The sequence below is a fragment of the Rheinheimera baltica genome, assembly GCF_030731985.1.
Classification (GTDB): domain Bacteria; phylum Pseudomonadota; class Gammaproteobacteria; order Enterobacterales; family Alteromonadaceae; genus Alishewanella; species Alishewanella baltica.
This window is the reverse complement of sequence record NZ_JAPJDY010000008.1, coordinates 181,860-206,630: the sequence shown is the minus strand read 5'-3', so window position 1 is coordinate 206,630 and position 24,771 is coordinate 181,860. Positions and strand designations below refer to the sequence as shown.

The 24,771-nt window shown below is 47.8% G+C and carries 25 protein-coding genes; 21 read left to right on the top strand and 4 right to left on the bottom strand.

Translation table 11 applies throughout. The features are described 5' to 3' along the window. Positions 1–148: 148 nt before the first annotated feature. The 3 genes from ORJ00_RS14615 to ORJ00_RS14605 all read left to right on the top strand — a co-directional run bounded on the left by ORJ00_RS14615 (position 149) and on the right by ORJ00_RS14605 (position 4,403). Complete coding sequence (locus ORJ00_RS14615) at positions 149–1,819, top strand: phosphate ABC transporter substrate-binding/OmpA family protein (protein WP_306140197.1); 1,671 nt, start codon at positions 149–151, stop codon at positions 1,817–1,819. A gap of 25 nt (positions 1,820–1,844) precedes the next feature. After that, positions 1,845–2,489, top strand: a complete 645-nt coding sequence (locus ORJ00_RS14610; protein WP_305974206.1) for a hypothetical protein — start codon at positions 1,845–1,847, stop codon at positions 2,487–2,489. A 126-nt stretch (positions 2,490–2,615) separates the two neighbouring features. Then, complete coding sequence (locus ORJ00_RS14605; RefSeq protein WP_306140196.1) at positions 2,616–4,403, top strand: GGDEF domain-containing protein; 1,788 nt, start codon at positions 2,616–2,618, stop codon at positions 4,401–4,403. On the opposite strand, the gene ORJ00_RS14600 is transcribed toward ORJ00_RS14605, so the two are convergent. After that, entirely contained in the window at positions 4,380–4,898 is a 519-nt protein-coding gene (locus ORJ00_RS14600; RefSeq protein WP_305974208.1) for a DUF1569 domain-containing protein, read from the bottom strand. The genes ORJ00_RS14605 and ORJ00_RS14600 overlap by 24 nt on opposite strands. Positions 4,899–5,074: 176 nt before the next feature. Between ORJ00_RS14600 and ORJ00_RS14595 the strand changes: the two genes are divergently transcribed. The 10 genes from ORJ00_RS14595 to rpoS all read left to right on the top strand — a co-directional run bounded on the left by ORJ00_RS14595 (position 5,075) and on the right by rpoS (position 12,654). Beyond that, entirely contained in the window at positions 5,075–5,728 is a 654-nt protein-coding gene (locus tag ORJ00_RS14595) for a hypothetical protein (RefSeq protein WP_306140195.1), read from the top strand. A 73-nt stretch (positions 5,729–5,801) separates the two neighbouring features. Further along, the gene (ftsB, locus tag ORJ00_RS14590) at positions 5,802–6,101 is read left to right on the top strand and encodes a cell division protein FtsB (RefSeq protein ID WP_305974212.1); all 300 of its coding nucleotides are present in this window, start codon (positions 5,802–5,804) and stop codon (positions 6,099–6,101) included. After that, positions 6,094–6,801, top strand: coding sequence for a 2-C-methyl-D-erythritol 4-phosphate cytidylyltransferase (gene ispD, locus ORJ00_RS14585; protein ID WP_305974214.1), 708 nt, complete (start codon positions 6,094–6,096; stop codon positions 6,799–6,801). The genes ftsB and ispD overlap by 8 nt, the downstream gene beginning before the upstream one ends. Then, positions 6,801–7,280, top strand: coding sequence for a 2-C-methyl-D-erythritol 2,4-cyclodiphosphate synthase (ispF, locus tag ORJ00_RS14580; protein WP_027670482.1), 480 nt, complete (start codon positions 6,801–6,803; stop codon positions 7,278–7,280). The genes ispD and ispF overlap by 1 nt, the downstream gene beginning before the upstream one ends. After that, positions 7,277–8,320: a tRNA pseudouridine(13) synthase TruD gene (truD, locus tag ORJ00_RS14575; protein WP_306140194.1), complete on the top strand. Its 1,044-nt coding sequence runs from the start codon at positions 7,277–7,279 to the stop codon at positions 8,318–8,320. The genes ispF and truD overlap by 4 nt, the downstream gene beginning before the upstream one ends. A gap of 3 nt (positions 8,321–8,323) precedes the next feature. Continuing rightward, the gene (gene surE / locus ORJ00_RS14570; protein ID WP_306140193.1) at positions 8,324–9,076 is read left to right on the top strand and encodes a 5'/3'-nucleotidase SurE; all 753 of its coding nucleotides are present in this window, start codon (positions 8,324–8,326) and stop codon (positions 9,074–9,076) included. 1 nt (position 9,077) lies between these two features. After that, on the top strand, positions 9,078–9,716 hold the full coding sequence (locus ORJ00_RS14565; protein ID WP_027670485.1) for a protein-L-isoaspartate(D-aspartate) O-methyltransferase: 639 nt from the start codon (positions 9,078–9,080) through the stop codon (positions 9,714–9,716). A 42-nt stretch (positions 9,717–9,758) separates the two neighbouring features. Then, a complete protein-coding gene (locus tag ORJ00_RS14560; protein WP_306140192.1) occupies positions 9,759–10,658 on the top strand; it encodes a DUF368 domain-containing protein in 900 nt (299 codons plus the stop codon). Between the two features lie 262 nt (positions 10,659–10,920). Continuing rightward, the gene (locus tag ORJ00_RS14555) at positions 10,921–11,580 is read left to right on the top strand and encodes a peptidoglycan DD-metalloendopeptidase family protein (protein ID WP_370304651.1); all 660 of its coding nucleotides are present in this window, start codon (positions 10,921–10,923) and stop codon (positions 11,578–11,580) included. An 84-nt stretch (positions 11,581–11,664) separates the two neighbouring features. Beyond that, complete coding sequence (rpoS, locus tag ORJ00_RS14550) at positions 11,665–12,654, top strand: RNA polymerase sigma factor RpoS (protein WP_027670488.1); 990 nt, start codon at positions 11,665–11,667, stop codon at positions 12,652–12,654. An 81-nt stretch (positions 12,655–12,735) separates the two neighbouring features. On the opposite strand, the gene ORJ00_RS14545 is transcribed toward rpoS, so the two are convergent. The 3 genes from ORJ00_RS14545 to mutS form a co-directional block, all read right to left on the bottom strand. After that, on the bottom strand, positions 12,736–13,368 hold the full coding sequence (locus ORJ00_RS14545; RefSeq protein ID WP_306126899.1) for a GntR family transcriptional regulator: 633 nt from the start codon (positions 13,366–13,368) through the stop codon (positions 12,736–12,738). Next, entirely contained in the window at positions 13,368–14,537 is a 1,170-nt protein-coding gene (locus ORJ00_RS14540; RefSeq protein WP_306140191.1) for a benzoate/H(+) symporter BenE family transporter, read from the bottom strand. Before ORJ00_RS14540 ends, ORJ00_RS14545 begins: the two co-directional genes overlap by 1 nt. Positions 14,538–14,654: 117 nt before the next feature. Continuing rightward, positions 14,655–17,222, bottom strand: coding sequence for a DNA mismatch repair protein MutS (gene mutS, locus ORJ00_RS14535; RefSeq protein ID WP_306140190.1), 2,568 nt, complete (start codon positions 17,220–17,222; stop codon positions 14,655–14,657). A gap of 32 nt (positions 17,223–17,254) precedes the next feature. On the opposite strand from mutS, the gene ORJ00_RS14530 reads away from it, so the two are divergent. The 8 genes from ORJ00_RS14530 to ORJ00_RS14495 all read left to right on the top strand — a co-directional run bounded on the left by ORJ00_RS14530 (position 17,255) and on the right by ORJ00_RS14495 (position 24,760). Then, complete coding sequence (locus ORJ00_RS14530; RefSeq protein WP_027670492.1) at positions 17,255–17,755, top strand: CinA family protein; 501 nt, start codon at positions 17,255–17,257, stop codon at positions 17,753–17,755. 62 nt (positions 17,756–17,817) lie between these two features. Next, on the top strand, positions 17,818–18,861 hold the full coding sequence (gene recA / locus ORJ00_RS14525) for a recombinase RecA (protein WP_027670493.1): 1,044 nt from the start codon (positions 17,818–17,820) through the stop codon (positions 18,859–18,861). Between the two features lie 196 nt (positions 18,862–19,057). Continuing rightward, entirely contained in the window at positions 19,058–21,625 is a 2,568-nt protein-coding gene (locus ORJ00_RS14520; RefSeq protein WP_306140189.1) for an HzsA-related protein, read from the top strand. Between the two features lie 3 nt (positions 21,626–21,628). Beyond that, positions 21,629–22,351, top strand: a complete 723-nt coding sequence (locus ORJ00_RS14515; RefSeq protein WP_027670495.1) for an SH3 domain-containing protein — start codon at positions 21,629–21,631, stop codon at positions 22,349–22,351. Beyond that, a complete protein-coding gene (locus ORJ00_RS14510; protein WP_027670496.1) occupies positions 22,321–22,935 on the top strand; it encodes an outer membrane beta-barrel domain-containing protein in 615 nt (204 codons plus the stop codon). The genes ORJ00_RS14515 and ORJ00_RS14510 overlap by 31 nt, the downstream gene beginning before the upstream one ends. A gap of 20 nt (positions 22,936–22,955) precedes the next feature. Then, positions 22,956–23,429: a TlpA family protein disulfide reductase gene (locus tag ORJ00_RS14505; RefSeq protein WP_027670497.1), complete on the top strand. Its 474-nt coding sequence runs from the start codon at positions 22,956–22,958 to the stop codon at positions 23,427–23,429. Beyond that, positions 23,422–23,643, top strand: coding sequence for a DUF4266 domain-containing protein (locus tag ORJ00_RS14500; protein ID WP_027670498.1), 222 nt, complete (start codon positions 23,422–23,424; stop codon positions 23,641–23,643). Before ORJ00_RS14505 ends, ORJ00_RS14500 begins: the two co-directional genes overlap by 8 nt. Continuing rightward, the gene (locus tag ORJ00_RS14495; protein ID WP_027670499.1) at positions 23,630–24,760 is read left to right on the top strand and encodes a DUF3570 domain-containing protein; all 1,131 of its coding nucleotides are present in this window, start codon (positions 23,630–23,632) and stop codon (positions 24,758–24,760) included. The genes ORJ00_RS14500 and ORJ00_RS14495 overlap by 14 nt, the downstream gene beginning before the upstream one ends. Positions 24,761–24,771 lie beyond the last annotated feature (11 nt).

The window sequence follows — 24,771 nt, the reverse complement described above, 5'->3', positions numbered from 1 at the left end:
TCGAAGCCGTCATATCGCTACCGGTTTTTGCGATACTTTTGTGCTTACTTTGCGTTATACAAAGCCTCATCTTTTAGCCAATTTGTCATGCTGCTGAAATCTTTCGTTTTTACACTCTACCTAACTGAACTTTTAGCAGATAGTAACCGTGACTAACGATTTGCAGGATCCAACCAAGGCGCTGCTACAGCAATTAGCCCAATTGTGTAAAACGCAGTTTGATATCACTATTTCTGCCAGCAAGATGCAGGCAGATGTTGCTTATCGCAACTTGGTGTTGCAAGAATTATCACAACTGCAGCAACCTGATCTGGATGCTGTACTACAGCAGTTACAGCAAGAATTTCAACGTTCGACACCAATAGATGAACCTATCAGCCGACAGGCTAACTGGCGTCAGCCGCTGCTGGCGGGTGTTGTTGCTCTGGCAATACTGACGATAATGGGCGGCGTTTGGTGGTTTAACAGCACCCAACCCTCTGCTGCACCTATGCCACAAGCGGCTGTGCAAAATACGGCGATGCCTGCCACAGCGAGTGTCGAGGCAGATGAACAGAAGCAAACTGAAGCGGAACCGCTGTTTCGACTTCATGGCTCGAATACCGTAGGGGAAAAACTGGCACCAGCGCTGTTGCAGGCATTTTTGCAACAGCAAGATGCACAGGCACTTAATTGGCAACAGGGGCAGGCTGCGGTAGAGCGTCGCTTAGATTTCACCTTAGCTAATCGTCTGGGGGCTGTGCAATTACATGCTCATGGTTCCAGTACGGCATTTAAAGATTTAGCGGTAGGTAAGGCTGACATAGGTATGTCATCCAGACGCATTACCCCTGCAGAGGTGGAAAAGTTAAAACCACAGCATGGTGATTTAAGCAAAATTGGCAATGAACACATTGTCGCGCTGGATGGGCTTGCAGTGATTGTTAATCAGAACAATACCTTAAAAGCGATATCTACTGAAATGCTTGCCAAAATCTTCTCTGGCGAAGTAAGCCGTTGGTCGCAGTTAGGCGGCGCAGAGCAGCCTATTACGTTATATGCCCGGGATGATCAATCCGGTACGTTTGACACCTTTAAGGCATTGGTATTGGCAAAGCATGGCAAAACGCTAAGCCCCCAAGCTCAGCGGTTTGAATCCAGTTCGGCGTTGTCTGCAAGAGTATCAGAGGATGAAAATGGTATCGGCTTTATTGGCTTAAATTACATTTCGTTTAATAAAGCGCTGGCGATATCGGCAGGTGCTGATAGCACACCGATATATCCAACCCGCTTTACTATTAGCACTGAAGACTATGCGCTGTCGCGGCGGTTATATCTGTATACGCCAACGGCAGCATCACAAACGGTTAAAGATTTTGCCCGTTTTGCCATCTCTGATGAAGGCCAGCAGTTGGTAGATCAAGCCGGGCTAATTTCACAAAATATTCGGGTAGAACAGGTTTATCCTATTAACGACGCCCCTGCTAGCTACAACCAATACGCCCAAAAAGGCCAGCGCTTATCGCTGAATTTTCGCTTTAGTTATGGCGACAATGAGCTGGATAACAAAGGCAAGCGTGACTTACAGCGTTTAGTGCATTTTATGGAAAGTAATGCTGGTCGGCGCTTGGTGCTGATGGGCTTCTCTGACGCCGTGGGGGCAGTAGCTAAAAATGCTGAGCTGGCGTTAAAGCGAGCCAAGGCAGTAGAACGTGAGTTAACCGCCAGAGGTATTCCGGTGATGGCGGTAGAATCCTACGGCGAGATGCTACCGGTTGCCAACAATGACACCGATAGCGGTCGCGAGCGTAATCGGCGGGTTGAAGTCTGGGTAATTTAACCTTAAACGTTAAGAGAGAAATGCTATGTTTCGTATTCTGAACGATGTAACCAACTTACAGCTGGTGTTTGCAAATTACAGTGCTGCGGAAGCGCTTAAAGTACAGCATAATATTCGCGCTGTAACGGCAACTCTGCGTATTCCTGGTGCGGAACTCCTGCGGCAGATGCGTGCTGAGGGCCTGGATATTACAGAGTTTGATACCGTGCCAGCTACTATTGGCTCAGCACCACTGGATTGCTCTGAGACAGTGTTGCGTAGTCATTTACGCACACTGTTTTTGTCCCAGCAGAAGCTTGAGACCGCTTTACAGGGGCTTAGCCTGACACAACGGGTTACTGTTCGAGATCAGCTTGAGTTTGCCAGCAGTTCGCTGCGCTTACCTTCTGAACAGCTATTGCAACGCATGGCGGAACAAGGCTTAACATTAGATAAGTTGGGTTTAGGCCAGAGCGCGGGCCAGGATAAAATATCAGCTATACGTCAGCGTCTGGCAGGTGCGTTAGCGCCAGCAGCAGAGGCGGATAAAGTCGCGCAAGTAAAACAGCGCTTAACGGCATTAAATGGAGCCATTGATTTGGCGGAGGAAGATGTAAACGCAGCGACGCGTAGTTTTAATGTGGTCAATTTAGAGCAAGCTCAGGCCCGGGTAGCTAATAGCCGGCGCTAAGGCGAATTACTACTGCATCCTGTCATAATTTAGTCATGGTAACGCCTTATCATTGCCAGTTGTTAGGATGACAACACAAATGCCACGGACGGTGCTGGCATCCATGGTATTTATCAGGCTAATCTTTTGGGACTAAGTGATTTTCACCGTAATGAATTGCTGCGCATTATCCAGCATAAGCTACTGACCCCGCTGTTTCAGCCGTTGGTGACGCTATCAGATGGCAAAATTTGGGGCTATGAAGCCCTGATACGAGGACCGTCGGACAGCGCATTGCACTCACCTATATTGCTATTTAAAACGGCTCAGGTCTATGGCCTGCTTGAGCCGCTAGAGTTACTGTGCCGACAACTTAGTATTAATGCGTTTGCCGCAGCTGCAGTAGATGGGTTGCTTTTTTTGAATGTTAACCCCTTACTGTTACTTACATCTGACCATCCGTCTGGGCTAACGAAACGTTTTATTCAACAAGCGGGTTTACAGCCGGAACGTATTGTCATTGAGTTATCTGAGCAGTTTCAGGTAGAGGATACTGACCTGTTTATCAGTGCGGTTAAGCATTACCGGGAGTTTGGATTTAAAATTGCGATAGACGATTTGGGCAGCGGCTTCTCCGGCCTTAAACTCTGGTCTGAATTGCAACCAGATATTGTTAAAATAGACCGCTACTTTATTGACCAGCTGCATCGTGATCCTATCAAAAAAGCCTTCGTAAAAAATATTATCGAAATTGCTAAAAATACTGGTTCAAGCATCGTTGCCGAAGGCATTGAAACCAGTGAGGAGCTGATAACCTGTAAAGAATTAGGCGCCGATTCCGGCCAGGGATATTTGCTGGGGCGGCCGGAAGTGGAGTGTCGTGATGTGTCAGCAAACGCGGCGCAATTGCTCCGAATTGAAAAAGGTCTGTCGTTAAACGAATCACTTGAACCTGTTATTAGCCTTGTCGCGGCGGTTATTGCACATACCCCAGCGTTGCAGGTTGCAGCAATGTTTAACAAAGATAAAAACTTAGCCTGTGTCGCTGTGGTAGATGAACAGCAGCGGCCGGTTGGTCTTGTTAGCAAAGGCATGATAAACGAGCGCTTTTCTCATCAATTTGGCCGGGCGCTATACGAAAAGAAAGCCATTAAGCATTGTATGGAGCAATCACCGGTTGTGGTTGAACGCAAGTTATCGATGGACAGCGTTAGTACGATTTTAACCACCGGCGAAAATCAAGACGCTAGCCTGTACTTTATTGTGACGGATAACGGCAAGTATTATGGCTTGGGTTCAGTTCGTAAAGTACTGCGCCAGATCAGTGAGCATAAAATTCAGCTGGCGCGCTATGCTAACCCGCTAACCTTATTACCCGGCAACGTACCCATAAATACTCAGATTGATAAACTGTTGGCACAAAATGAGCCATTTACCATTGCTTATATTGATATCGATAACTTTAAACCTTACAACGACCAGTATGGTTACAGTAAAGGTGATTTGGTGATAGAGCTGCTGGCGCAAATTATACAAGCGGAGACCAATAGCAGCGGTGATTTTGTTGGTCATATTGGCGGTGATGATTTTATTGTCCTGTTTAGCGGCGACAATGCTGAAGCCGTAGCTGAACGCATTAGTCAGCATTTTGAACAGCGAATTAAATATTATTATTTGCCTGAACATTCGGCTCAGGGCGGTTTCAGCGCCATGGATAGGTTGGGCGCCGCGTCGTTTTATCCCCTAATTACGCTGTCTATTGGTTTAGCCATGCCTGATACCGCATTATGTCGCAGCCATCATGACGTTTCTGATTTGGCATCTGCGGCAAAGCAGCAAGCCAAGAAACAGACCGGTAACAGTGTGTTTATCAATAAAAGGCGGGTACCTGAAACTCTGGCAGAAGGGCGATCACTTCAGCTTAATATCGGTTAAATGGTTTTGAATATGCAAGTAATGCGCACTGTAATATTGCGCTTTTGTCAGATTGCCATAGGCGAAGTGCGGTGCTAAATCGCCTTGCCAGGCAATAAATTGTTCAATTTCGCTGACAAGCTCTGCCATGGCGACATCGGCTGGTAAGTGATTTACTAACAGCGGTGCGCCCGGAATAGGTTCATCCAGTGGGTGTGTCATGCTGCCTGCAGCAGAGAATAGATTCAGCGCGACACTACCTGCCGTGTGCTGAAACAGTGCCGACTTTGCCTGTGGATAGCCCAGGCGCGAGTAACGGATACTCTGTGCTAAATGCTGCAAAATGCTGCTAACATTCCAAGCCCCGTGGCTGGTGAGCTTATCCGCGGGCAGACGTTTTAACTGCATCAGTAACTCATCTAACGGATAATGCCGTGCCATGGCAACGGTTTTTACACCAAAGGTTAGGGTTAAGGGGGCTGCCAAAGTCCAGATTAAGAATTTACGTCGGTTCATAGTTTAAGGTGTTCATTGACCTCATGTAGTGGCTGATACTCTAGCAGGATACTGGCATTAAATGCGATACCTCACCCGCACTAGGAGGGGGTAATTTGTTGTTACTGAGCAATAAAACTGCACTGACAAAGGGGTTTTCGCTTTGCAAACGTCAGCCAATTGGCTAACATCTTGCCATGATTGATACAAGCAGTAACCAACCCCACTTCTGGCAAGTATCCAGAGACAACCAAACTTATACCGAGCTTTGCAATGCTTTGTATGAGAGAGAGTTGTTACGCCTGTCACAATTAACGACTGAACAGTTACTTAGGCTGCCCAACAGGCTGGCCAGTTTGCCATTTTATATTCGCCGTGCGGCCAGTAATATTTTGCAGCAGCAGAGCGCGTTAGCGCTGGATAGCCTGAATGCATCCTGGTATTACAAACAAGCAGCAAGTTGCCCTGCGCGTCTGCAACAGGCCGATCCAATTGATGCTTTTTACCATAAATATGCGAAACCAGGCTTAATAGTACCACTGTATATTACTCAGTTGACCCGGGAACAGATAGTGCTGGATAGCATTGACGAAGTTGACTTCACAGGGTTGCGTTTACACTGTAATGAACATGGCTGGTTTAGTTTTTCCGGTACTCCACTGGAGCAACACAACAGCGATAAATTTTTGCTAAAACCGATTAAGACCATTATGGCCGCCGCCTGTTGTGGCCACCAGTGGTTAAATGGCGATAAAAAGCCGCCAAGATTACTGAGCTTACGTGAATTATTGCTAGCTAGCCGGTTGAATTGGCAAAACTTTGCTAAACCGTTACCTGCTTTGACGGTGTGATGCGCATTTTCATGCTTTGCATTCAACGGGCAAGGCTTCATAATAGTCAAAGTTTGGTTAACGAAGTTGTAATATGCGAATACTCACCTTACTGCTAATTGCTGTGTTTGGCCTACTGCAATATCGACTGTGGTTCGGGCAGCACAGTATTGCCGATTACTTTCGCCTGCAGGATGACCTGCATAGCCAGCAAGCCAGTATTATGGAACTGGAAAAACGCAACCGAATGCTGCGCGCCGATGTTAAAGATTTACAACAAGGGTTAGAGGCTATCGAAGAGCGCGCGCGCAATGAGCTGGGCCTTATTCGCGAGGACGAAGTTTTTTTCCGCATTTTTAGCCAAAATAATGCCGATGGCAGCCGCAATGACTGATGCAGTTAAACGGCAAACCTTAGTTCCTGCTATTGCAGCAATAATGCCTGCCGCCGGCATTGGCAGTCGTATGCAAGCGTCGTTACCTAAGCAATATTTGCAGTTACATGGTAAGACTATTTTGGAACACAGTGTGGCCAAATTAAAGTCTGTACCAGCCATAGGGCCATTGTGGTTAGCTCTGGCTTCTGATGATCCCTATTACGATACCACCCCACTGGCGCATAGCGATATCACTCGCGTCAAAGGCGGTGCTGAACGCATGCATTCGGTGCTAAATGCGCTGCATTTTATTGATGAACATCATTTCCCCTGGGTATTAGTGCACGATGCTGCCAGACCTCTGGTACGTAAAAGCGATATTGAACATTTGATAACGCGTTGTATAACAGAGGGAGAGGGTGGCATTCTTGCATGCCGGGTTCGCGACACCATGAAGCGCGGTGAAAGCTTTGTGGCAGAAACCGTTAGTCGTGAACATTTGTGGCATGCTCTTACCCCCCAGCTCTTTCCCACTGCGTTATTAAAAGCAGCACTGCGAGATGCCGTACAAGCAGAGGTGCATGTTACCGATGAAGCTTCAGCAATGGAGTGGGCGGGGCATAAAGTGCTACTGGTAGAGGGGCACAGCGACAATATTAAAATTACGCAGCCGGCTGACCTGGCGCTGGCGGCATTTTATCTGGAGCAGTTAACGTAATGAACATGCGTATTGGTCATGGTTTTGATGTACATGCCTTTGGTGGCGATGATCCGCTGATATTGGGCGGGGTGAAAATAGCATACGAGCAAGGGTTGCTGGCACATTCGGACGGTGATGTGGTTCTGCATGCGTTGGCAGATGCGTTATTAGGCGCTATAGCTGCGGGTGATATTGGCCATCATTTCCCCGATACCGATGCCAGTTTCAAAGGCATAGATAGCCGTATATTGTTGCGCAAAGTGTTTGCTGACGTGAGTGCTGCCGGGTTTAAAGTGGGTAACCTGGATATTACTATTATGGCGCAAGCACCCAAAATGGCACCCCATATTAGCGCGATGCGCAGGTGCATTGCTGACGATTTAGCTTGCGAACTGACCCAGGTTAATGTCAAAGCCACCACAACAGAAAAGCTCGGCTTTGTTGGTCGCAAAGAGGGTATTGCGGTTGAAGCCGTGGTGCTGTTGGTTAGCGCATGAGTGTTGCTAGTCCAATACATTATCTTTATGGCAGTCCGACGGCAACGGCATTGTTGCGCCAGCAAGATGATGATTTTATTGTCGACGAGCTGCTTAACTTTCAGCCCAGTGGTGCCGGCGAGCACATCTTACTGCATATCGAAAAGTGCGGTCAGAACACCCAGTATGTCGCGAAGCAGTTGGCTGAACTAACCGGTTTGCGTGCACGGGATATTAGCTATGCCGGCTTAAAAGACCGTCACGCGGTGACCCGACAATGGTTTTGTTTTAAGTGGCCAATTAAACAAGCGCTAGATTGGCAAAGCTGGCAGCTTGAAGGCTGCAAGATTTTGAATGTGCAGCGACATTATCGCAAGCTACGCCTCGGGGCATTAAAAGCGAATGTATTTCAGATCCGCCTGCGGCAAGTATCAGATTGTGATGCTGTTATTGCCCGAGCTGAACAGGTTATGCGCGGTGTGCCGAATTATTATGGTGAACAGCGTTTTGGTATTAATGGCGGCAATCTGGTGCTTGCCAGGCAGCTATTTAGCGGGCAGGGCATTAGCGACCGTAAACTGCGTGGTTTAGCACTTTCGGCTGCACGATCTTTTGTGTTTAATCAACAAGTATCGGCACGGATCAGTGCCGGGCTGTTTAACCAGCTGCTTAATGGTGATGTATTACAACTTAACGGTACCGGTTCAGTGTTTCGTATGCCGCAAGCGGATGCAGAGTTGCAACAACGTCTAAATGAGATGGATGTACACCTGACGGCCGTCCTTGCTGGAATGGGAGTGCCGATGGTAACCGATGCCGCCGCCGACTTTGAACAGCAAGTTTTAATTCAGCACAATGACTTAGTACAAGGGTTGGAAGATTTCAGGTTAAAGTCAGAACGGCGCGCCATTCGTGTTGTTCCGCAGCAACTGACTTTGCAACAAGACGGTAGTGATATCGTGCTAAATTTTGCTTTGCCTGCTGGCTGTTTTGCCACCAGCGTGCTGCGCGAATTGGTTAATTATCATGATTGTGGCCGTAAAGCGGCTAACATGGAGTAGCGAATGCGAATTTTACTAAGCAACGATGACGGCGTGCATGCTAAAGGCATGCAAGTATTACAACAAGCGCTAAGCCAAATCGCTGAAGTTACCACTGTGGGCCCGGATCGAAATTGTAGTGGCGCGAGCAATTCATTAACGCTGATTAATCCGTTACGTGTGCAGCAGATGGACAATGGCTTTTTGGCGGTAAATGGTACGCCAACGGATTGTGTACATTTAGCTATCAGCCAATTACTGGATTGTACGCCTGATTTAGTCGTGGCAGGTATTAATCATGGTGCAAACCTGGGTGATGATGTGCTGTATTCTGGTACTGTTGCTGCCGCAACAGAGGGAAGACATTTAGGCTTGCCAGCCATAGCAGTATCGCTGGCGGGTCATGACGATGATTATTTTGCTACCGCAGCCTATGTGACAGTGCAGGTCATTAAAAAGTTAAAATCGCACCCCCTACCGGCTGATCAAATTCTTAATATCAATGTGCCTGCCGTCGCAATCGACCAGCTTAAAGGCATTCAGGTTACGCGTCTGGGGCGCAGACATAAAGCAGAGACCATGACCAGTACGACGGACCCGTGGGGACGAAAAATATACTGGTATGGTTCGTTAGGGCCAGAGTTGGATGCCGGCGAAGGTACAGATTTTCATGCAGTAGCCAATGGTTATGCATCAATAACGCCGTTGCAAATTGATATGTCAGCTTACAAAAGTATGGACCGATTGCAACAATGGCTAGCGGGGATTTTTTTGTAACATGGCAGTCGCAACTTCACGTAGCGCCGCGTTACTGGCGCAAAAACTTCAAGCGGAAGGTATAGTGCAAGCGCATGTATTAGCTGCAATAGCCAATACGCCACGGCATATCTTTGTTGAACCTGTATTGGCGCATAAAGCCTACGAAAATACCGCCCTGCCAATAGGGCAGGGCCAGACAATTTCTCAGCCCTATATTGTTGCACGTATGACAGAGTTACTGCTACAGGACAGGGCGCCCGGTAAATTATTGGAGATTGGCACCGGTTCGGGGTATCAGACGGCGATTCTGGCACGGCTATTTTCTCATGTCTGCAGTGTCGAGCGGATAAAAGCGCTGCAGTTTCAGGCGAAGCGTCGCTTACAACAACTTGACTTGCATAACGTGTCGATGAAACATGGTGATGGTTGGCAAGGCTGGCCAAGTAAAGCTCCGTTTGACAGTATTATTGTGACTGCCGCACCGGCTGAAGTTCCTGCGGCGTTGTTACAACAACTAACGGATGGTGGTCGCCTGGTGATACCCGTAGGGCTACATGAACAGGTACTGCGTGTCTATCAGCGCAACGGAGATGCCTTTACCAGTAAGGATATTGAAGCGGTAAGATTTGTTCCACTGGTGCCGGGTGAACTGGCATAAGCTGCGAAAGTATGTGTTATAGGCGATACACAAGGAAAGCAAATGCAGTACTTGCAATGGATAATTAAAGGTTTGGCAATGGGTGCTGCCGATGTAGTGCCCGGAGTGTCTGGTGGGACTCTTGCTTTTATTTTAGGTATTTATCAGCGCTTACTCGGTGCAATTAGCCAATGCAACTTAACGGCATTGCAGTTGTTACTGCGTGGGCAAATCAAGGCACTTTGGCAGCATGTTGACGGCACGTTTTTGCTTTGTCTGTTCAGCGGCATCATCGTTAGTATATTTTCATTGGCGGGCGTCATAAGCCATGTGCTGTCAAGCCGACCTATTCCACTTTGGGCGCTATTTTGTGCGCTGATCCTCGCGGCGTTGCCGCATCTATGCCGAAGTTTGAACTGGACGCCTTGGAGACTGATTTTAGCCGCGTTAGGTATTGTATTTTCAGTGTTGGTCGGCATGTTGACTCCTCGGGAGTTTGAACCACAAAGTTGGATGTTTTTTGTCGCGGGCGCTATTGCCATTTGTGCCATGATTTTACCTGGCATTTCTGGTGCCTTTATTTTGCTAATGTCGGGAATGTATGCGCCGGTATTACTGGCGGTGAATGAGCTTCAGCTGGGTGTCTTGGCGCTGTTTGTGCTCGGTTGCATTGTCGGGCTGCTAAGCTTTTCCAGAGTGTTAAACTGGATGCTGCAACATTACCATGATGCCAGTCTGGCGTTATTAATTGGTGTGGTCATTGGGGCTTTGTATCGAATTTGGCCCTGGCAGCAGCAGCAACAGCTGTATTGGCCCTGGCAGTATGCTGAGCAGGTAGGACAGGCTGATATGCTGCTAGCGTTGGTATGTGCGGTGTTTGGCGCAGCATTGATGATGTTACTGTTAAATATGGAACGCTGGCTAAAACCGGTGGCTCAAGCCACAGGAACGTCAGCTGATTGACAAGGAGCTAAGTATTCGTTGTTCTAACTACCAACAATTAATGCAGAAGTGGCTTAATCATTATTGTAGCCACGCTTTGTTATTGCTATTAATGACATTGTTGGCTGGCTGTTCATCGCGTTCTGTCCCAGCACCGGTGACGACGCTTGAACTGCGGGAAAATTTTTATCAACAGCGTAATCGCGGCACATTAAGCGCGAAAATTTACACCGTTCAAGCTGGCGACACTTTATATTCAATAGCCTTTCGGGCCGGTAAGGACGTGCGCGAGCTGGCCACTATTAATGGTATTGTTAGTCCCTACACCATTTATCCAAAGCAAAAATTACGTCTTAATGCTGCTGTTGTAAGTGCCGGTAAAAAGCCTGTAGCACGACACCGTCAGGCCACAACCAGTGCTAGTCAAAATACAAATAAGAATAGTTCAAGCCAAGCAAAATCAAATAGTTCGGTAAAACCGGTTAAACCAGTTGCACCAAAAAATCAAAAGGGTTATGGTCAATCAACGCCCAACAAAAATGAAAAAATCGTGAATCCTACCCTAAATGGGGACTTGGTGCAATGGAGTTGGCCGGTTAAAGGTAAAATAATTTCTGGCTTTTCTCATCAACAGCAAGGTAACAAAGGTATCGATATTAGTGGGCGTGAAGGAACAAGAGTAAATGCGGCTGCCAGTGGTCAGGTGGTGTACGCAGGTAATGCGCTTCGTGGCTACGGTAATTTAATTATAATAAAACATAATGACGATTACTTAAGTGCGTATGCACATAATCGCAAGCTGTTGGTGTCGGAAAAGCAAATGGTGACCGCAGGTCAGCAAATTTCTGAAATGGGCAGCACTGATGCGACAGATGCCCGTCTACATTTTGAGATCCGTTTTCGCGGAACCTCAGTAGACCCATTAAAATATTTACCAAAATAATAATAACAAGATACAAGTATTATCAGGAATGGATGCGATAAAGCTTGACCAGCCCCAGCACCCTATAGACGTGGGAGAGAGGATATGGGACAAAAAAGTGAAGATGAAGTATTAGAATTTAAAGAAGACGATATTGCGGACGATGTACTTTTAGACGATGACGCGGAGCCCGATGCGGCGGCGCTGGCATCTGAAGAGACGAGCACAGAGGACATCTTTGCACGTGACGATAGTCAAAAAAGTATGGATGCAACGCAAATTTATCTGGGGGAGATTGGATTTTCGCCACTGCTTTCAGCAGAAGAAGAAGTATATTTTTCCCGCTTGGCATTAAAAGGAGACCAAGCTGCACGCCGGCGTATGATTGAAAGTAATTTACGTTTGGTGGTTAAAATTGCCCGCCGTTATATTAATAGAGGCTTGGCGCTGCTTGATCTTATTGAAGAAGGCAATCTTGGCCTGATCCGGGCCGTAGAAAAATTCGATCCAGAACGCGGTTTTCGATTTTCTACCTATGCAACCTGGTGGATCCGCCAGACCATAGAACGCGCTATCATGAATCAGACTCGTACTATTCGCTTACCTATTCACGTGGTTAAAGAGCTCAATATTTATTTGCGTGCAGCCCGTGAGCTATCACAAAAATTAGACCACGAACCGACACCAGAGGAAATTGCTGCATCGCTTGATCGTCCGGTAGAAGAAGTCCGCAAAATGCTTAAACTGAATGAGAAAATAACGTCAGTTGATACCCCGGTAGCTGGCGCGTCAGAAAAGCAATTGTTGGATGTTATTGCCGATGAGAAAGAGTTAGGTCCTGAAACAGAGTTGCAAGATGAAGACATTCGCCAGCACTTAGTTGTATGGTTGAACGAACTTAATCCGAAACAACGTGAAGTGCTGGCCCGCCGCTTTGGCTTGTTAGGCTACGAACCGTCTACATTAGAAGATGTTGGCCATGAAATAGGTTTAACAAGAGAGCGTGTTAGACAAATTCAGGTTGAAGCGCTGCGTCGGTTACGGGAAATAGTAACGCACCAAGGACTTAATATAGAGACCTTGTTTCAAGTGTAATGGCGTTTAGGGGGGGCCCCTTAAATGAGAAAGAGTATTTGCTAAAACGATTTGCCGAATAATAAGGCGCCAGTAGGCGCCTTATTGATTTTGTAAGTAGCTGACCAGTTTCTTGTTTGCTGAGGCAATATGCTCAGTGAGCACCGCGCAAGCTCCCTCTATATCCCCAAGGCGTAATAGCGTTAGCAGTTGCTGATGCTCAGCCGCGCTGGTTTGTGCATAGGATTGTGTCTGATCCTGATAACCAAGATAGCGAGATACCTGCTGATGCAGCTTTTCAAGTAACCCCAGTAAGTGCGGTTTATTGCAGCTTTGGTATAACAAGTGGTGAAATTGCCAGTTGAGTTCGCCACGCTGATACGGTGACAATGCGGGCGTGCTGCTTAAGGTTAACAGTACGTCTTCAGCTTGGCCCAGCTGGGCGAAACTCAGCGTCGGAGCAGCCAGTTTTAACGCCAGCGGTTCTAGTTGCAACCGTAACATCGCTAATTCGTCAGCCTCATTAGCGTTAAACGGCGGTACTTGCATACCGGCCTTACCGTGCGTGGTAAGCCAACCTTCATTAAACAATTGCTGTTGCACATCACGGACGACAATCCGGCTGACGCCGTAGTGTGCCGACAGTTGTTGCTGGGTTAATACAATACCCGGCTGCCAGTGTAGCTGCTGAATATCGTTTTTTAACTGATGATACAATTGCTGTTTTTTTAGCATTAGTTGCGCTTTGGCCACTGATTAATAATAAGCAGTGTTAAACCGCCAGCGATAATGCCCCAAAATGCAGCTGCTACGCCGAAAAAGCTCACCCCACTGGCGGTGACTAATAAGGTGATAACGGCAGCTTCGCGATGCTCGCCTTCTGCTGTGGCAACAGCTAAATTAGCGCCAATGGTGCCCAGTAAGGCCAGACCCGCCAGGGCGGCAATCATTTCTTTGGGAAAGGCGGCAAATAGCGCAACCACTGTCGCGCCGGCCAAACCGGCTAGTAGGTAAAATATGCCGGCCGCGATACCTGCTATGTAACGTTTGTCTTTATTGGGATGGGCTTCTGTGCCGGTACAAATGGCAGCAGTAATCGCTGCCAGGTTAATAGAAAATGCTCCCCAGGGTGCAAGTAGCAATGTAGCTAATGCCGTTGAGCTAATAAGCGGTGATACTGGTGTTTGATATCCGCTGGTGCGAATAACCGCAACGCCGGGAATATTTTGCGACGCCATTGTAACCAATAACAAGGGCAAACCAACCCCCATCAAGGCGCTTAATGACCAGTGCGGTGTTACCCAAACCGGCTGCGTCAAACTAAAGGTTACGGCGCTGTAATTAAACTGACCTTGCACTAGGACACAGAGTAACCCTGATAGTAATACCCACAAAATAGCGTAGCGTGGTGAAAAACGTTTTGCCAACAAGTAGCTTAAACACATCAGGCCAACCAGTAGTAACTGAGAATGTAATGAGGTGAAAATACTCAGCCCAAATTGCACTAAAATCCCTGCCAGCATAGCGCTGGCCAACGGCAATGGAATAAGGCGCGTCAGCTTGTCGAACCAGCCGGACAGACCAATAATAAACCCCAGTAAAGCCGTGAAAATAAACACACCAATTGCTTCATTTATGGTTAAACCTTGCAAGCTGCTGGCAAGTAAAGCCGCACCGGGTGTTGACCAGGCAGTAATAATGGGGGCTTTATAATACCAGGACAAACCAATGCAGGTTGCTGCCATACCAATGCCCAATGCGAGCAACCAGGAGGCCATCATATCCTGCGTCGCCCCGGCCGCCGCCGCGGCTTGTAAAACAATAGCCACCGAGCTGGCAAAGCCAACCAGTACGGCAACAAAGCCAGCCACTACGGCTGACAGGCTGAGATCTTTAATCAGCATAGATTCACTCAAATTGGAAATGTATACCTAATTTAAAATGTATACATTTTTTGTCAAGTAGAAACCGTCGTAGAAAGCCGGTTTATCTACTGTTAGATACCGGCTTGTTTATGGGTGCTATAGCTGTTGTTTTAATTGATATAACAACTCTAGGGCTTGGCGGGCGGTTAAATCATCCGGGCTTACATCACGCAGCTGTGCCAGTATCGGGTGTTCTTCTGTCAGCAAACTCAATTGGGGTTGTGTTGTTGGCGTTGGCGGGGCTGCGTTATAGCTTTGCTGTTCTAACTCCATTAATTTGTGCTTGGCGCGCAGAATAACGGCCTTAGGTACACCTGCCAGTTGTGCGACCTGTAAACCAAAGCTTTTGCTGGCTGCACCATCTTGTACATGGTGCATAAATACAATGTCGTCACCGTGTTCTACCGCATCCAGATGCACGTTGGCTAAACCCGGCAGTTGTTCAGCTAAATCCGTTAGCTCGAAATAATGCGTTGCAAATAACGTTAGTGCTTTAATTTTTGTTGCAAGGTAGTCGGCGCAGGCCCATGCCAGGCTTAAACCGTCATAAGTACTGGTGCCGCGACCAATTTCGTCCATTAACACTAAGCTTTGTTCAGTGGCATGATGCAGGATAGTCGCAGTTTCAGTCATTTCTACCATAAAGGTTGAGCGACCAGAAGCCAGATCGTCCGATGCGCCAATACGAGTGAAGATGCGATCTATAGGGCCAATTTGGGCTGTTTCTGCCGGCACGAAACAGCCAATGTAAGCCATGAGTACAATAAGCGCAGTTTGTCGCATGTATGTAGACTTTCCTCCCATATTGGGACCGGTGATCATTAACATACGTCTGTCAGCATGCAGGTGTAATGGGTTGGCAATAAAGGGTTCTGTCAGCACCTGCTCTACCACGGGATGGCGCGCTTGCGTCAAACTAACACCCGGTGTGCTGCTAAGTTCAGGCCGGCAGTACTGCAAACTATCGGCACGCTCGGCAAACGTGCATAGCACGTCTAGTTCTGCCAGCGTTTGTGCCAGCTGTTGTAGCTGGGCCAAAAAGGGCGCGGTTAACTCAAACAACTGCTCATATAATTGTTTCTCCAATGCCAGTGCCTTGCTTTGGCTACCAAGCACTTTGTCTTCATATTCCTTTAACTCAGGAATAATATAGCGCTCGTTATTTTTCAGGGTTTGGCGGCGAACATATTCCGCAGGCACTTTGGTATCTGCGCTACGGCCAGTTTCAATGTAATAGCCATGTACCCGGTTAAAGCCCACTTTTAAGGACGCAATGCCGGTGCGCTCACGTTCACGCAGTTCAAGTTGCTCAAGATAATCAGTAGCACCTTCCGCCAGTGCACGCCACTGATCCAGCTCAGCGTGGTAACCCGGCGCTATTACGCCACCATCGCGGATAAGCACCGGAGGGGCTTCTACAATAGCCTGCTCAAGCAACTGACATAGCGCCGGTACAGGTAAAGCGGATTGACTTATTTGGCACAACAATACGCTTTTGAGATGCGCGAGTTCTGGCGCTAATAGCGGAAGTTGTTGCAGCGCCTGACGTAGGCGAGCAAAGTCGCGTGGTCGGGCGCTTCTCAGTGCAAGGCGGGCAATAACACGTTCAATGTCGCCTATCTGGCGCAATAACGGTTGCAGTTGCTCATATTCAGTGTGCAGTTCGCTAACAGCATCAAGCCTTGCATTTACCTGTGGCTGCTGTCGAAGTGGCGCATGGATCCAGCGTTTTAACAGCCGGGATCCCATGGCTGTCTGGCTGCGATCTAACACGGCTGCTAACGTATGTTCATAATGGCCAGCTAAATTCTGTGTCAGTTCCAAATTTCGCCGTGTCGCGGCATCCAACACGATATTGTCTTGCGCTCTTTCCAGTGCAACCGCGCGGATATGCGGCAAAGCTGCGCGCTGTGTGTCTTTAACATATTGCATAAGACATCCTGCAGCCATCAGGGCTACCGGCGCATCTTCAACACCAAAGCTAAGCAAATCTTTGGTGCCAAATTGTTGGCAAAGCAAACGTTTTGCCGTGGCCAGTTCAAACTCCCATACCGGACGGCGGCGGGCACCTTTGCGTTTTTCAATTAAAAAATGTTCGGTGAAATCTTCTGGATAGAGTAACTCCGCCGGGTTTAATCGCTGCAGCAAGGCGGCTAAATCATCAATATTATCAACTTGATTCAGTAAAAATCTGCCACTACTCAAATCCAATTGTGCCAGACCATATTGCCCACGCATTTGGCTTAGGGCACAGAGTAAATTGTCTTGCCGCTCGTTAAGTAAGGCTTCATCAGTAACCGTACCTGGCGTTACAATCCGCACGACTTTGCGATCAACCGGCCCTTTACTGGTCGCCGGGTCGCCTATTTGCTCACAAATTGCAACAGATTCACCGAGTTGCACCAAGCGGGCTAAATAGCCTTCCACCGCATGATAAGGCACGCCAGCCATGGGGATGGGGTTGCCGCCGCTTTGACCGCGCTTTGTCAGCGAGATATCTAATAAAGCCGACGCACGTTTTGCATCGTCGTAAAATAGCTCGTAAAAATCGCCCATACGATAAAATAGCAGGATGTCGGGATGCTCACTCTTTAATCCCAGATACTGCTGCATCATAGGGGTATGTGTGCTTAAGGCTTGCTCCACTTTCTGGTCTGACGGCATAATGGTGTTATGAATTCCCTATTGGATAAAATATGACGGTCGCAGCAGACAGCCTGCAGCTGGCGACAGAGTTAGGCCAGCTATTATTACGGAAAAAATGCAGTATAACCACTGCTGAATCCTGCACCGGTGGCGGCATTGGTTACTGGCTAACCGCTGTGCCGGGTAGTTCTGCTTATGTTGATCGCGGTTTTATTACCTACAGTAACAAAGCGAAGCAACAGTTGTTAGCTGTGCGAAGTGCTACCTTGCTGCAGTATGGTGCGGTAAGTGAAGAAACGGCGCGGGAAATGGCGCAGGGGGCGGCAAAAGCTGCCGGTGCTGATATCGCAATTGCAGTAACGGGTATTGCCGGGCCGGACGGTGGCTCGGAGTATAAACCGGTCGGCACTGTCTGTTTTGGTTTTTATCTTAACGGTAATGTTGCCAGCTGCCGAATGGTGTTTGCTGGCGACCGTCAACAAGTGCGTCAACAGGCGATTAACTATGCTATGAAACAAAGCATCGAGCTGTTGACAGCAATAGTAAACTAGACTACTGTACGAGCATACAGTGTTAATTGTCCGGCAAGCCCGGCTCAACCATGGATATAAAAATGGACGATAACAAACAAAAAGCGCTCGCCGCTGCATTAGGTCAGATTGAACGTCAGTTTGGTAAAGGCTCAATTATGCGTTTGGGCGACAGTACCGCGCTAGATATTGCTGCGGTGTCTACCGGTTCATTGGGGCTCGATATTGCGCTTGGTATAGGTGGCTTGCCTTATGGCCGTATTGTTGAAATTTATGGTCCAGAGTCATCAGGTAAAACTACGTTAACATTGCAGGTTATTGCCGAAGCGCAGCGTGACGGTAAAACCTGTGCTTTTATCGATGCTGAGCATGCATTAGACCCGGTATATGCAAAAAAATTAGGCGTAAACGTTGACGCGTTATTGGTATCTCAGCCGGATACCGGTGAACAAGCCTTGGAAATTTGTGACATGTTAGTGCGTTCAGCTGCAGTAGACGTAGTGATTGTCGACTCGGTGGCTGCACTGACGCCTAAGGCAGAAATTGAAGGTGACATGGGCGACAGTCATATGGGTTTGCAAGCCCGCTTGATGTCACAGGCACTGCGTAAGTTAACCGGTAATATTAAACGTTCTAATACACTGTGTATTTTCATCAACCAAATCCGGATGAAAATTGGCGTGATGTTTGGTAACCCGGAAACAACAACAGGTGGTAATGCATTGAAGTTTTATGCTTCAGTACGTTTAGATATTCGTCGTATTGGTTCGGTAAAAGATGGCGATGAAATTACCGGTAACGAAACCCGCGTTAAAGTGGTGAAAAATAAAGTAGCACCACCGTTTAAACAAGCTGAGTTTATTATTCAGTACGGTGCTGGCATTAATAAGCTTGGCGAGTTAATTGATTTAGGTGTCGCCCAAGGCTTGGTCGATAAAGCCGGCGCCTGGTATGCTTATCAAGGTAATAAAATTGGCCAGGGCAAGGCGAATGCAATGAAATTTTTAGCGGACAACCAGCCTATCGCGAACGAAATTGAGAAAGAATTACGTGCTCGCCTATTATTAAAGCCGGGTGAAAAGCCGGTAGAAGAGAGCATACCAGAAGCGTTTGAAGCTGATTTGTAAAACTGTTCATCTAGTGTTAATACAGCCAGCTTATGCTGGCTTTTTTTGTTATTAATTTTATCTTGCTCTGCTGTTACCGCAGCGTTAAGCTGATCACTGAGCCTAAATAGTAGCTCCCATATGCAAGCATGCAGTAAACGGTAGCCGGATCTAAATAATGATACTTAGGAAAAGACTTTATCTTATCGCAGTTAGCATGGCCCTTGTCGCATGCGACGCTGATATAAGTGTACAGAATGAACCGACAGATCCGGTTGTACAAGAAATTGCTCTCGCTTTTGTTGAACGCCCGCTTTTGATAACAGATGAGGTGGAATACCGCACCAGTCTGACAGACCCAACACGCTTTAATCCCGGCGCTCGCTTGTTATTAAAACAAAATGCGTTTGCGCAATCAGCTGAAACAGATCTTACTGCCGCGTTATTTGCTGAAGGGCAATTGTATGATGTAAAAGATTTAGTCGCATCGGCAGATGGCATGACCTTACTGTTCGCATTGCGCGCGCCTGAGTTGGAAGATGTGCCGGATGAATTACAGCCTAAGTGGGATTTGTGGCGTTACAATGTCAGTGATAAAAGTGTTACTCCTTTAATTGCAGACCCTCAACTGGCCCAGCGCGGCCATGACATAACACCCGCTTTTTTGCCAGATGGCCGTATTATTTTTAGTTCGACCCGCCAAAGTACCTCACGGCAAATATTGCTGGATGAATTTAAGCCTCAGTACACGGCGTTAGATGAAAACTTAAACATTTCAACGTTCAATCTGCATGTAATGAATGCTGATGGCAGTGGTATTGAGCAGCTAAGTTTTAATTTAAGCCATGATATTTACCCTGTGGTGTTAAGCGACGGTTATGTGTTGTATAGCCGCTGGGATAACCAGAGCGACCGTTCCATGTTCAACTGGTATAAAATGCAGCCAGATGGATCTGAGAATCAACTGGTTTATGGTTGGCATTCACATAACACGGGCGCTGCAGAAACTGCCGTTGAATTTACCAAGGCAATAGAATTGGATGGCGGCGGCGTATCAATTGCGTTAGCTAGCGTTAACGCCCCGAACTACAATAGTTGGCCGCAACAGATAGCGTTAGAGCTGGCTAGTGATAACGACCAGGCACTGGCTGGTGAGACGTTAAACATACCGGCACAAACCCCCTTGTTTCCATGGGCGTTTGATAATACGGCACGGCCAGAAACCTCGGGTGCGATAAACAGCTATGCGCCGTTAAAAGATGGTACCGGACGTTATCTGGTTAGCTGGTCTCCTTGTCGTGTAATCCAGGATGATGTCACCTTAAGCTGCACGCAAGTTGAGGCTGATGCTGAGTTAGTACTGGCGGCGCCTTTGTATGGCTTGTGGTTGTTTGATACGCAAAAACAAACGCAGGTGCCGGTGCGGCCGGGACAGGAAGGTTTGTTAGTGAGCGAACCGGTTGTGTTGCAGTCTTCACCTGATGCGGTTTTTTTACCAGAAAACCCATCATTAGATGCTGACCTTGCCGCTGAAAACGCTGCTATTTTGCATATTCGCAGCGTCTATGACTTCGCCGGTACTGCCAGCGTAAATATCGCTAGATTAGCCGATCCAATGCAAACCACTGCTGACATGCGACCTGCACGCTTTTTACGACTAGTTCGCGGCGTACCTCAGCCACCTGACGATGTACTTGATGTGCCTAATTTTGCTTTTGGCGTTAGCCGGCGTCAGTTGATGCGTGAAATTCTGGGTACAGTGGCAATTGAGCCTGACGGTTCAGTGCAAGTAAAAGTACCGGCAAATGTGCCATTTAATTTGGCGTTGTTAAACGCTGAGGGACAGGCTATTTCGCCGTTGCATCAACAATGGATTACCTTGCGGCCAGGGGAAACCCGAAGCTGCAATGGTTGTCATCGTGCACAAAGCACGGCACCGCATGGTCGTTTGACCGGTGAGGCTGCCAGTGCCAATCCAGGATTAGACACTAACGGCAACTTTGCCAATACTAACCCGCAGCTAGTGGCATTGGCCGGCGAAACCATGGCACAAACGGCCGCTCGGTTAAATGGCACGCCTGAGCTTAGTGCCGCATTACACTACCTTGATATCTGGACTAACCCTGCTCAACGAGAGCCAGATGCTGAGCTTTTAGTTAGTGCTGCGGATCTGACCTCAGCGCCACCAGCTGGCGTGGAATGCTTTGCGCAGTGGCTGGCAAGTTGTCGTATACGTATTGATTACCCCAGCCACATCCAGCCGTTGTGGTTGTTAGACCGACGCCAGTTTGACCCTGAAACCAATGAACTTATCGCTGATCATACCTGTGTTAGTTGCCATAGCCGCACTGATGTTGATAGCAATACGCAGCTGCCAGCCGCCCAGTTGGAGCTAGACGATGCCGCCTCCGATATCGATGCCAATCATGTTCGCAGTTATCGGGAGCTATTAAGCAACGATAACGAATTAGAACTGGTTGGTGGGGTACTGGTCGATCGTTTGGTACAGGCGACCGATGCCGATGGGAATTTACGCTTTGTCACCGATGAAGACGGTAATCTGATACTGGATGATGAGGGCAATCCAATCCCGGTAATGGTAACTGTGCGGGTTAACCCTGCTATGCGTGCCGGCAATGCGTTAAACAGTTCGGCATTTTTTAGCCTGTTTAGTAATGCCGGTTCACATCAAGGCTATTTGTCTGCTGCTGAATTAAAACTGGTAGCGGACTGGCTGGATATTGGTGCGCAATACTATAACTCGCCTTTTGTGATCCCGGAGTAGTAAATGATTAAACCTTTACTGCTATGTTTGAGCTTACTATGCAGTGCAGCGTTGGCCGCACCGATACCGGTGAAAGTGCAGGGTGACTTTGTTAATTTGCATTCTGGTGCGGGTCGGGGTTATCCGATGGTACAGGTTGCAATAAAAGGTGAGTCATTAACCCTGGTGACCCGTCGAAACGATTGGGTTCAAGTGTTGTTTCGTCAGCAGACATTCTGGCTGGCGAGAGCGGATTTAACACAGCTGGTTACGCTTACCGGTGAGCAGTTTGACGTGTCGGACCAGCGATTAAATGAGTTCGAACAACGCGCATTTGAAGCCGGACTATTATTTGGCGATTTTAACGGTAGTAGCTATTATCAGTTGTCGTTTTCATACTTGTTTAGTCCTTATTTTCATACGGAATTAGCTATTGGCCAAGCAAATGGTCGTCAAGCTGATAACCTGTCTGCAGAGTTAAGTGCGTATCTAAGTCCAATGCCACATTGGCGGCTGTCACCTTATTTTGGTATCGGTGGCGGGGTACTGCAAACAACCCCACGAACCATACTGGTGCAAACGCCCGATCGAAACAACAGCCTTGCCAGCGTTGAGCTTGGGCTACGTTATTATATGACCCGAAATTTTATCGCCCGCATGGGATACCGGCGTAGCGTAATTATTACCGATCGCAACGACAACGAAGAGATTGATACATGGAAACTTGGCTTCAGCGTATTTTTTTAGTTCTCAGTTTCACTTCTGTTGCGGCTATGGCGCAACAGGTTGAACCAGACATCGAACGTCAGGTGGTGAGTGAAGACCTGTTGGACAGTGAGAATTGGTTATTAGGCGCCCGGGTTGGCGTTATTAGTATTGAAGATTTTGGTAGTAGTGCAGTGTCGGCGCTTCAACTGACGTACCACATCAATGAAGATTTCTACCTGTCAGCTGAGTACGCTATGGCTAAAGCCGGTAAAACATCTTTTGAAGAGCTAAGTGGCGCGGCACCACTGTTAACGGATAGCGAGCGTGAATGGCGTTACTACGGTGGACATCTGGGCTACATGCTTTTGCCTGGTGAGACCTTTTTAACCCGTGACTACGCTTTTAATAGCGGCTTATCGCTGTTTATCGGTGGCGGCAATGTCGACTTTGCCGGTGACACTGTATTCGCTGTACAGGTAGGTAGCCAGTTTAGGTTATATGCCACCGATTGGTTGGCAATGGAGCTTACCTTTAGTGATTATATTTTTGAAACCACCATACTGGCACGCAGTAAAACCACGCATAATTTAGCGTTGGGTTTAGGTATAGCGGTATATTTTTAATGCCAATAGCAGGAGCAAAAATGAAAAGCAGTATCTTAGCAGTAGTATTCAGTTTGTATTGTTCTCTGTTGCACGCGGCACCCGCGCCGGACTTTACGTTAAAAGCCCTGGATGGCGCCAATTTACGTTTAGCTGAACAGCGTGGCGATATCGTCTTAATTAACTTCTGGGCCAGCTGGTGCGGCCCGTGTATTCAGGAAATGCCTCAGCTTGACAAGTTGGCTCAGAAATACCAAATGCTGGGTGTGCAGGTATGGGGCGTTAATGTTGAAAACGATAGCGCTGCAGCAAAAGCCTATTTAAATAAAGTTCAGGTGCAGTTTCCTGTGTTATTTGACACCGACAACAGTGCGTCAAAGGCCTATCAGGTAGAAGCGATGCCCACAACGGTAATTATTGATAAAGACGGTCAATTGCGCACCGTTCACCGCGGTTATAAACCAGGCTATGAGAAAAAATATGAAGATGATATTAAGACCTTACTGCGTGAGTAAGCCTGCGGTATTGGCCAGCGTGTTACTCATGCTTAGTGGTTGTGCCAGCGTTGAGCCATGGGTTAAACCTTATGAGCGTGATAAGTTGGCAGACCCTATCATGGCATTTGGACGGCATCCGGTGGCCTTACAGCATGTCGCCCACGTGCGCGACTCGCGTGAAGCCGCCAAAGGCGCCAATGGCAGCGGGGGCGGTGGTTGTGGTTGTAACTAGGCTACTCACGCTATTTATCTTGTTCTGCTCCGTGGCGCAGGCTGCGGTGCTACCCCAAGATAGAGCCGACTTAATGTATCACGCCTATCAGGGCGGCGGTGTGTCTATTGATGGCCCGGCGGTAATGCTTCGCAAGAAGGCGGGACAATCCGTATCATTGTCAGCGTATTACTATGTCGATACCGTCTCTGGTGCGTCGGTTGATGTGCAGGCCACAGCATCGGCCTACACTGAGGAGCGTGAGGAAAAGCGCGTCGGTATTGACTATCTTGCCGGCAACAGCATTGTTAGTTTGAACTATGCACAAAGTGACGAAAACGACTACAACGCAAAATCGGTTAGTTTCGCCATAGCACACGATACCTTTGGTGGCATGACAACGCTAAGCTTGGAAGCTGGGTTGGGTGACGATGAAGTTGGCCGTAACGGCGATGAGAGCTTTAGCGAATCGCTTAAACGATATAACTACAAATTGGGTTGGACGCAGGTATTAACGGATCGCTGGATTGCCGCCCTTAACGTGCAGGTCGATTTGGATGAAGGCTTCTTAAATAACCCCTACCGCAGTGTTCGCTATCTCAATACTAATGAGTCTCGTGGCTATAGCTACCAAGCGGAAGTGTATCCCAATACCCGAAATACTGTTGCCATAGCGCTGGTGAATAAATTTTATTTGCCGTATCGGGCCGCGGTGAGTGTAAACCTGCGACATTATCAGGACAGTTGGGATATTCGTGCTTTTGACGCTGAAGTTGAGTATGTGCATCCGCTTAGCCAGCAATGGGTGCTGGAAGCCAAAATGCGCTGGTATAGCCAAGGTCAGGCCAACTTCTATCGTGACTTATTTGATTACGCCAATCAGCAAAATTTTATGGCGCGGGATAAAGAGCTTAGTGAGTTTAATAACATTACGCTGGGCCTTGGCGCCAGTTATATGTTGCCAGTATGGGGCGCTTGGCCAGAAGCTAAACCCGAACTAACGCTGCAATGGGACCATATTCGCTTTAACTATAAAAACTTTCGCAACGTCACCGTGGTTGACGCCAGTGCAGGCCTTGAGCCGCTGTACCGGCTGGAAGCCAATGTGATTCGGGCGTTTTTCAGCCTTTACTTTTAGCAGGACAAACG

What these genes read in the sequence shown, in the direction of transcription:
- ORJ00_RS14610 (WP_305974206.1), top strand. Translation starts at nt 1,845, where the DNA reads ATGTTTCGTATTCTGAACGATGTAACCAACTTACAGCTGGTGTTTGCA.
- ORJ00_RS14600 (WP_305974208.1), bottom strand. Translation starts at nt 4,898, where the DNA reads ATGAACCGACGTAAATTCTTAATCTGGACTTTGGCAGCCCCCTTAACC.
- ORJ00_RS14595 (WP_306140195.1), top strand. Translation starts at nt 5,075, where the DNA reads ATGATTGATACAAGCAGTAACCAACCCCACTTCTGGCAAGTATCCAGA.
- ftsB (WP_305974212.1), top strand. Translation starts at nt 5,802, where the DNA reads ATGCGAATACTCACCTTACTGCTAATTGCTGTGTTTGGCCTACTGCAA.
- ispD (WP_305974214.1), top strand. Translation starts at nt 6,094, where the DNA reads ATGACTGATGCAGTTAAACGGCAAACCTTAGTTCCTGCTATTGCAGCA.
- ispF (WP_027670482.1), top strand. Translation starts at nt 6,801, where the DNA reads ATGAACATGCGTATTGGTCATGGTTTTGATGTACATGCCTTTGGTGGC.
- truD (WP_306140194.1), top strand. Translation starts at nt 7,277, where the DNA reads ATGAGTGTTGCTAGTCCAATACATTATCTTTATGGCAGTCCGACGGCA.
- surE (WP_306140193.1), top strand. Translation starts at nt 8,324, where the DNA reads ATGCGAATTTTACTAAGCAACGATGACGGCGTGCATGCTAAAGGCATG.
- ORJ00_RS14565 (WP_027670485.1), top strand. Translation starts at nt 9,078, where the DNA reads ATGGCAGTCGCAACTTCACGTAGCGCCGCGTTACTGGCGCAAAAACTT.
- ORJ00_RS14560 (WP_306140192.1), top strand. Translation starts at nt 9,759, where the DNA reads ATGCAGTACTTGCAATGGATAATTAAAGGTTTGGCAATGGGTGCTGCC.
- rpoS (WP_027670488.1), top strand. Translation starts at nt 11,665, where the DNA reads ATGGGACAAAAAAGTGAAGATGAAGTATTAGAATTTAAAGAAGACGAT.
- ORJ00_RS14545 (WP_306126899.1), bottom strand. Translation starts at nt 13,368, where the DNA reads ATGCTAAAAAAACAGCAATTGTATCATCAGTTAAAAAACGATATTCAG.
- ORJ00_RS14540 (WP_306140191.1), bottom strand. Translation starts at nt 14,537, where the DNA reads ATGCTGATTAAAGATCTCAGCCTGTCAGCCGTAGTGGCTGGCTTTGTT.
- mutS (WP_306140190.1), bottom strand. Translation starts at nt 17,222, where the DNA reads ATGCCGTCAGACCAGAAAGTGGAGCAAGCCTTAAGCACACATACCCCT.
- ORJ00_RS14530 (WP_027670492.1), top strand. Translation starts at nt 17,255, where the DNA reads ATGACGGTCGCAGCAGACAGCCTGCAGCTGGCGACAGAGTTAGGCCAG.
- recA (WP_027670493.1), top strand. Translation starts at nt 17,818, where the DNA reads ATGGACGATAACAAACAAAAAGCGCTCGCCGCTGCATTAGGTCAGATT.
- ORJ00_RS14520 (WP_306140189.1), top strand. Translation starts at nt 19,058, where the DNA reads ATGGCCCTTGTCGCATGCGACGCTGATATAAGTGTACAGAATGAACCG.
- ORJ00_RS14515 (WP_027670495.1), top strand. Translation starts at nt 21,629, where the DNA reads ATGATTAAACCTTTACTGCTATGTTTGAGCTTACTATGCAGTGCAGCG.
- ORJ00_RS14510 (WP_027670496.1), top strand. Translation starts at nt 22,321, where the DNA reads ATGGAAACTTGGCTTCAGCGTATTTTTTTAGTTCTCAGTTTCACTTCT.
- ORJ00_RS14505 (WP_027670497.1), top strand. Translation starts at nt 22,956, where the DNA reads ATGAAAAGCAGTATCTTAGCAGTAGTATTCAGTTTGTATTGTTCTCTG.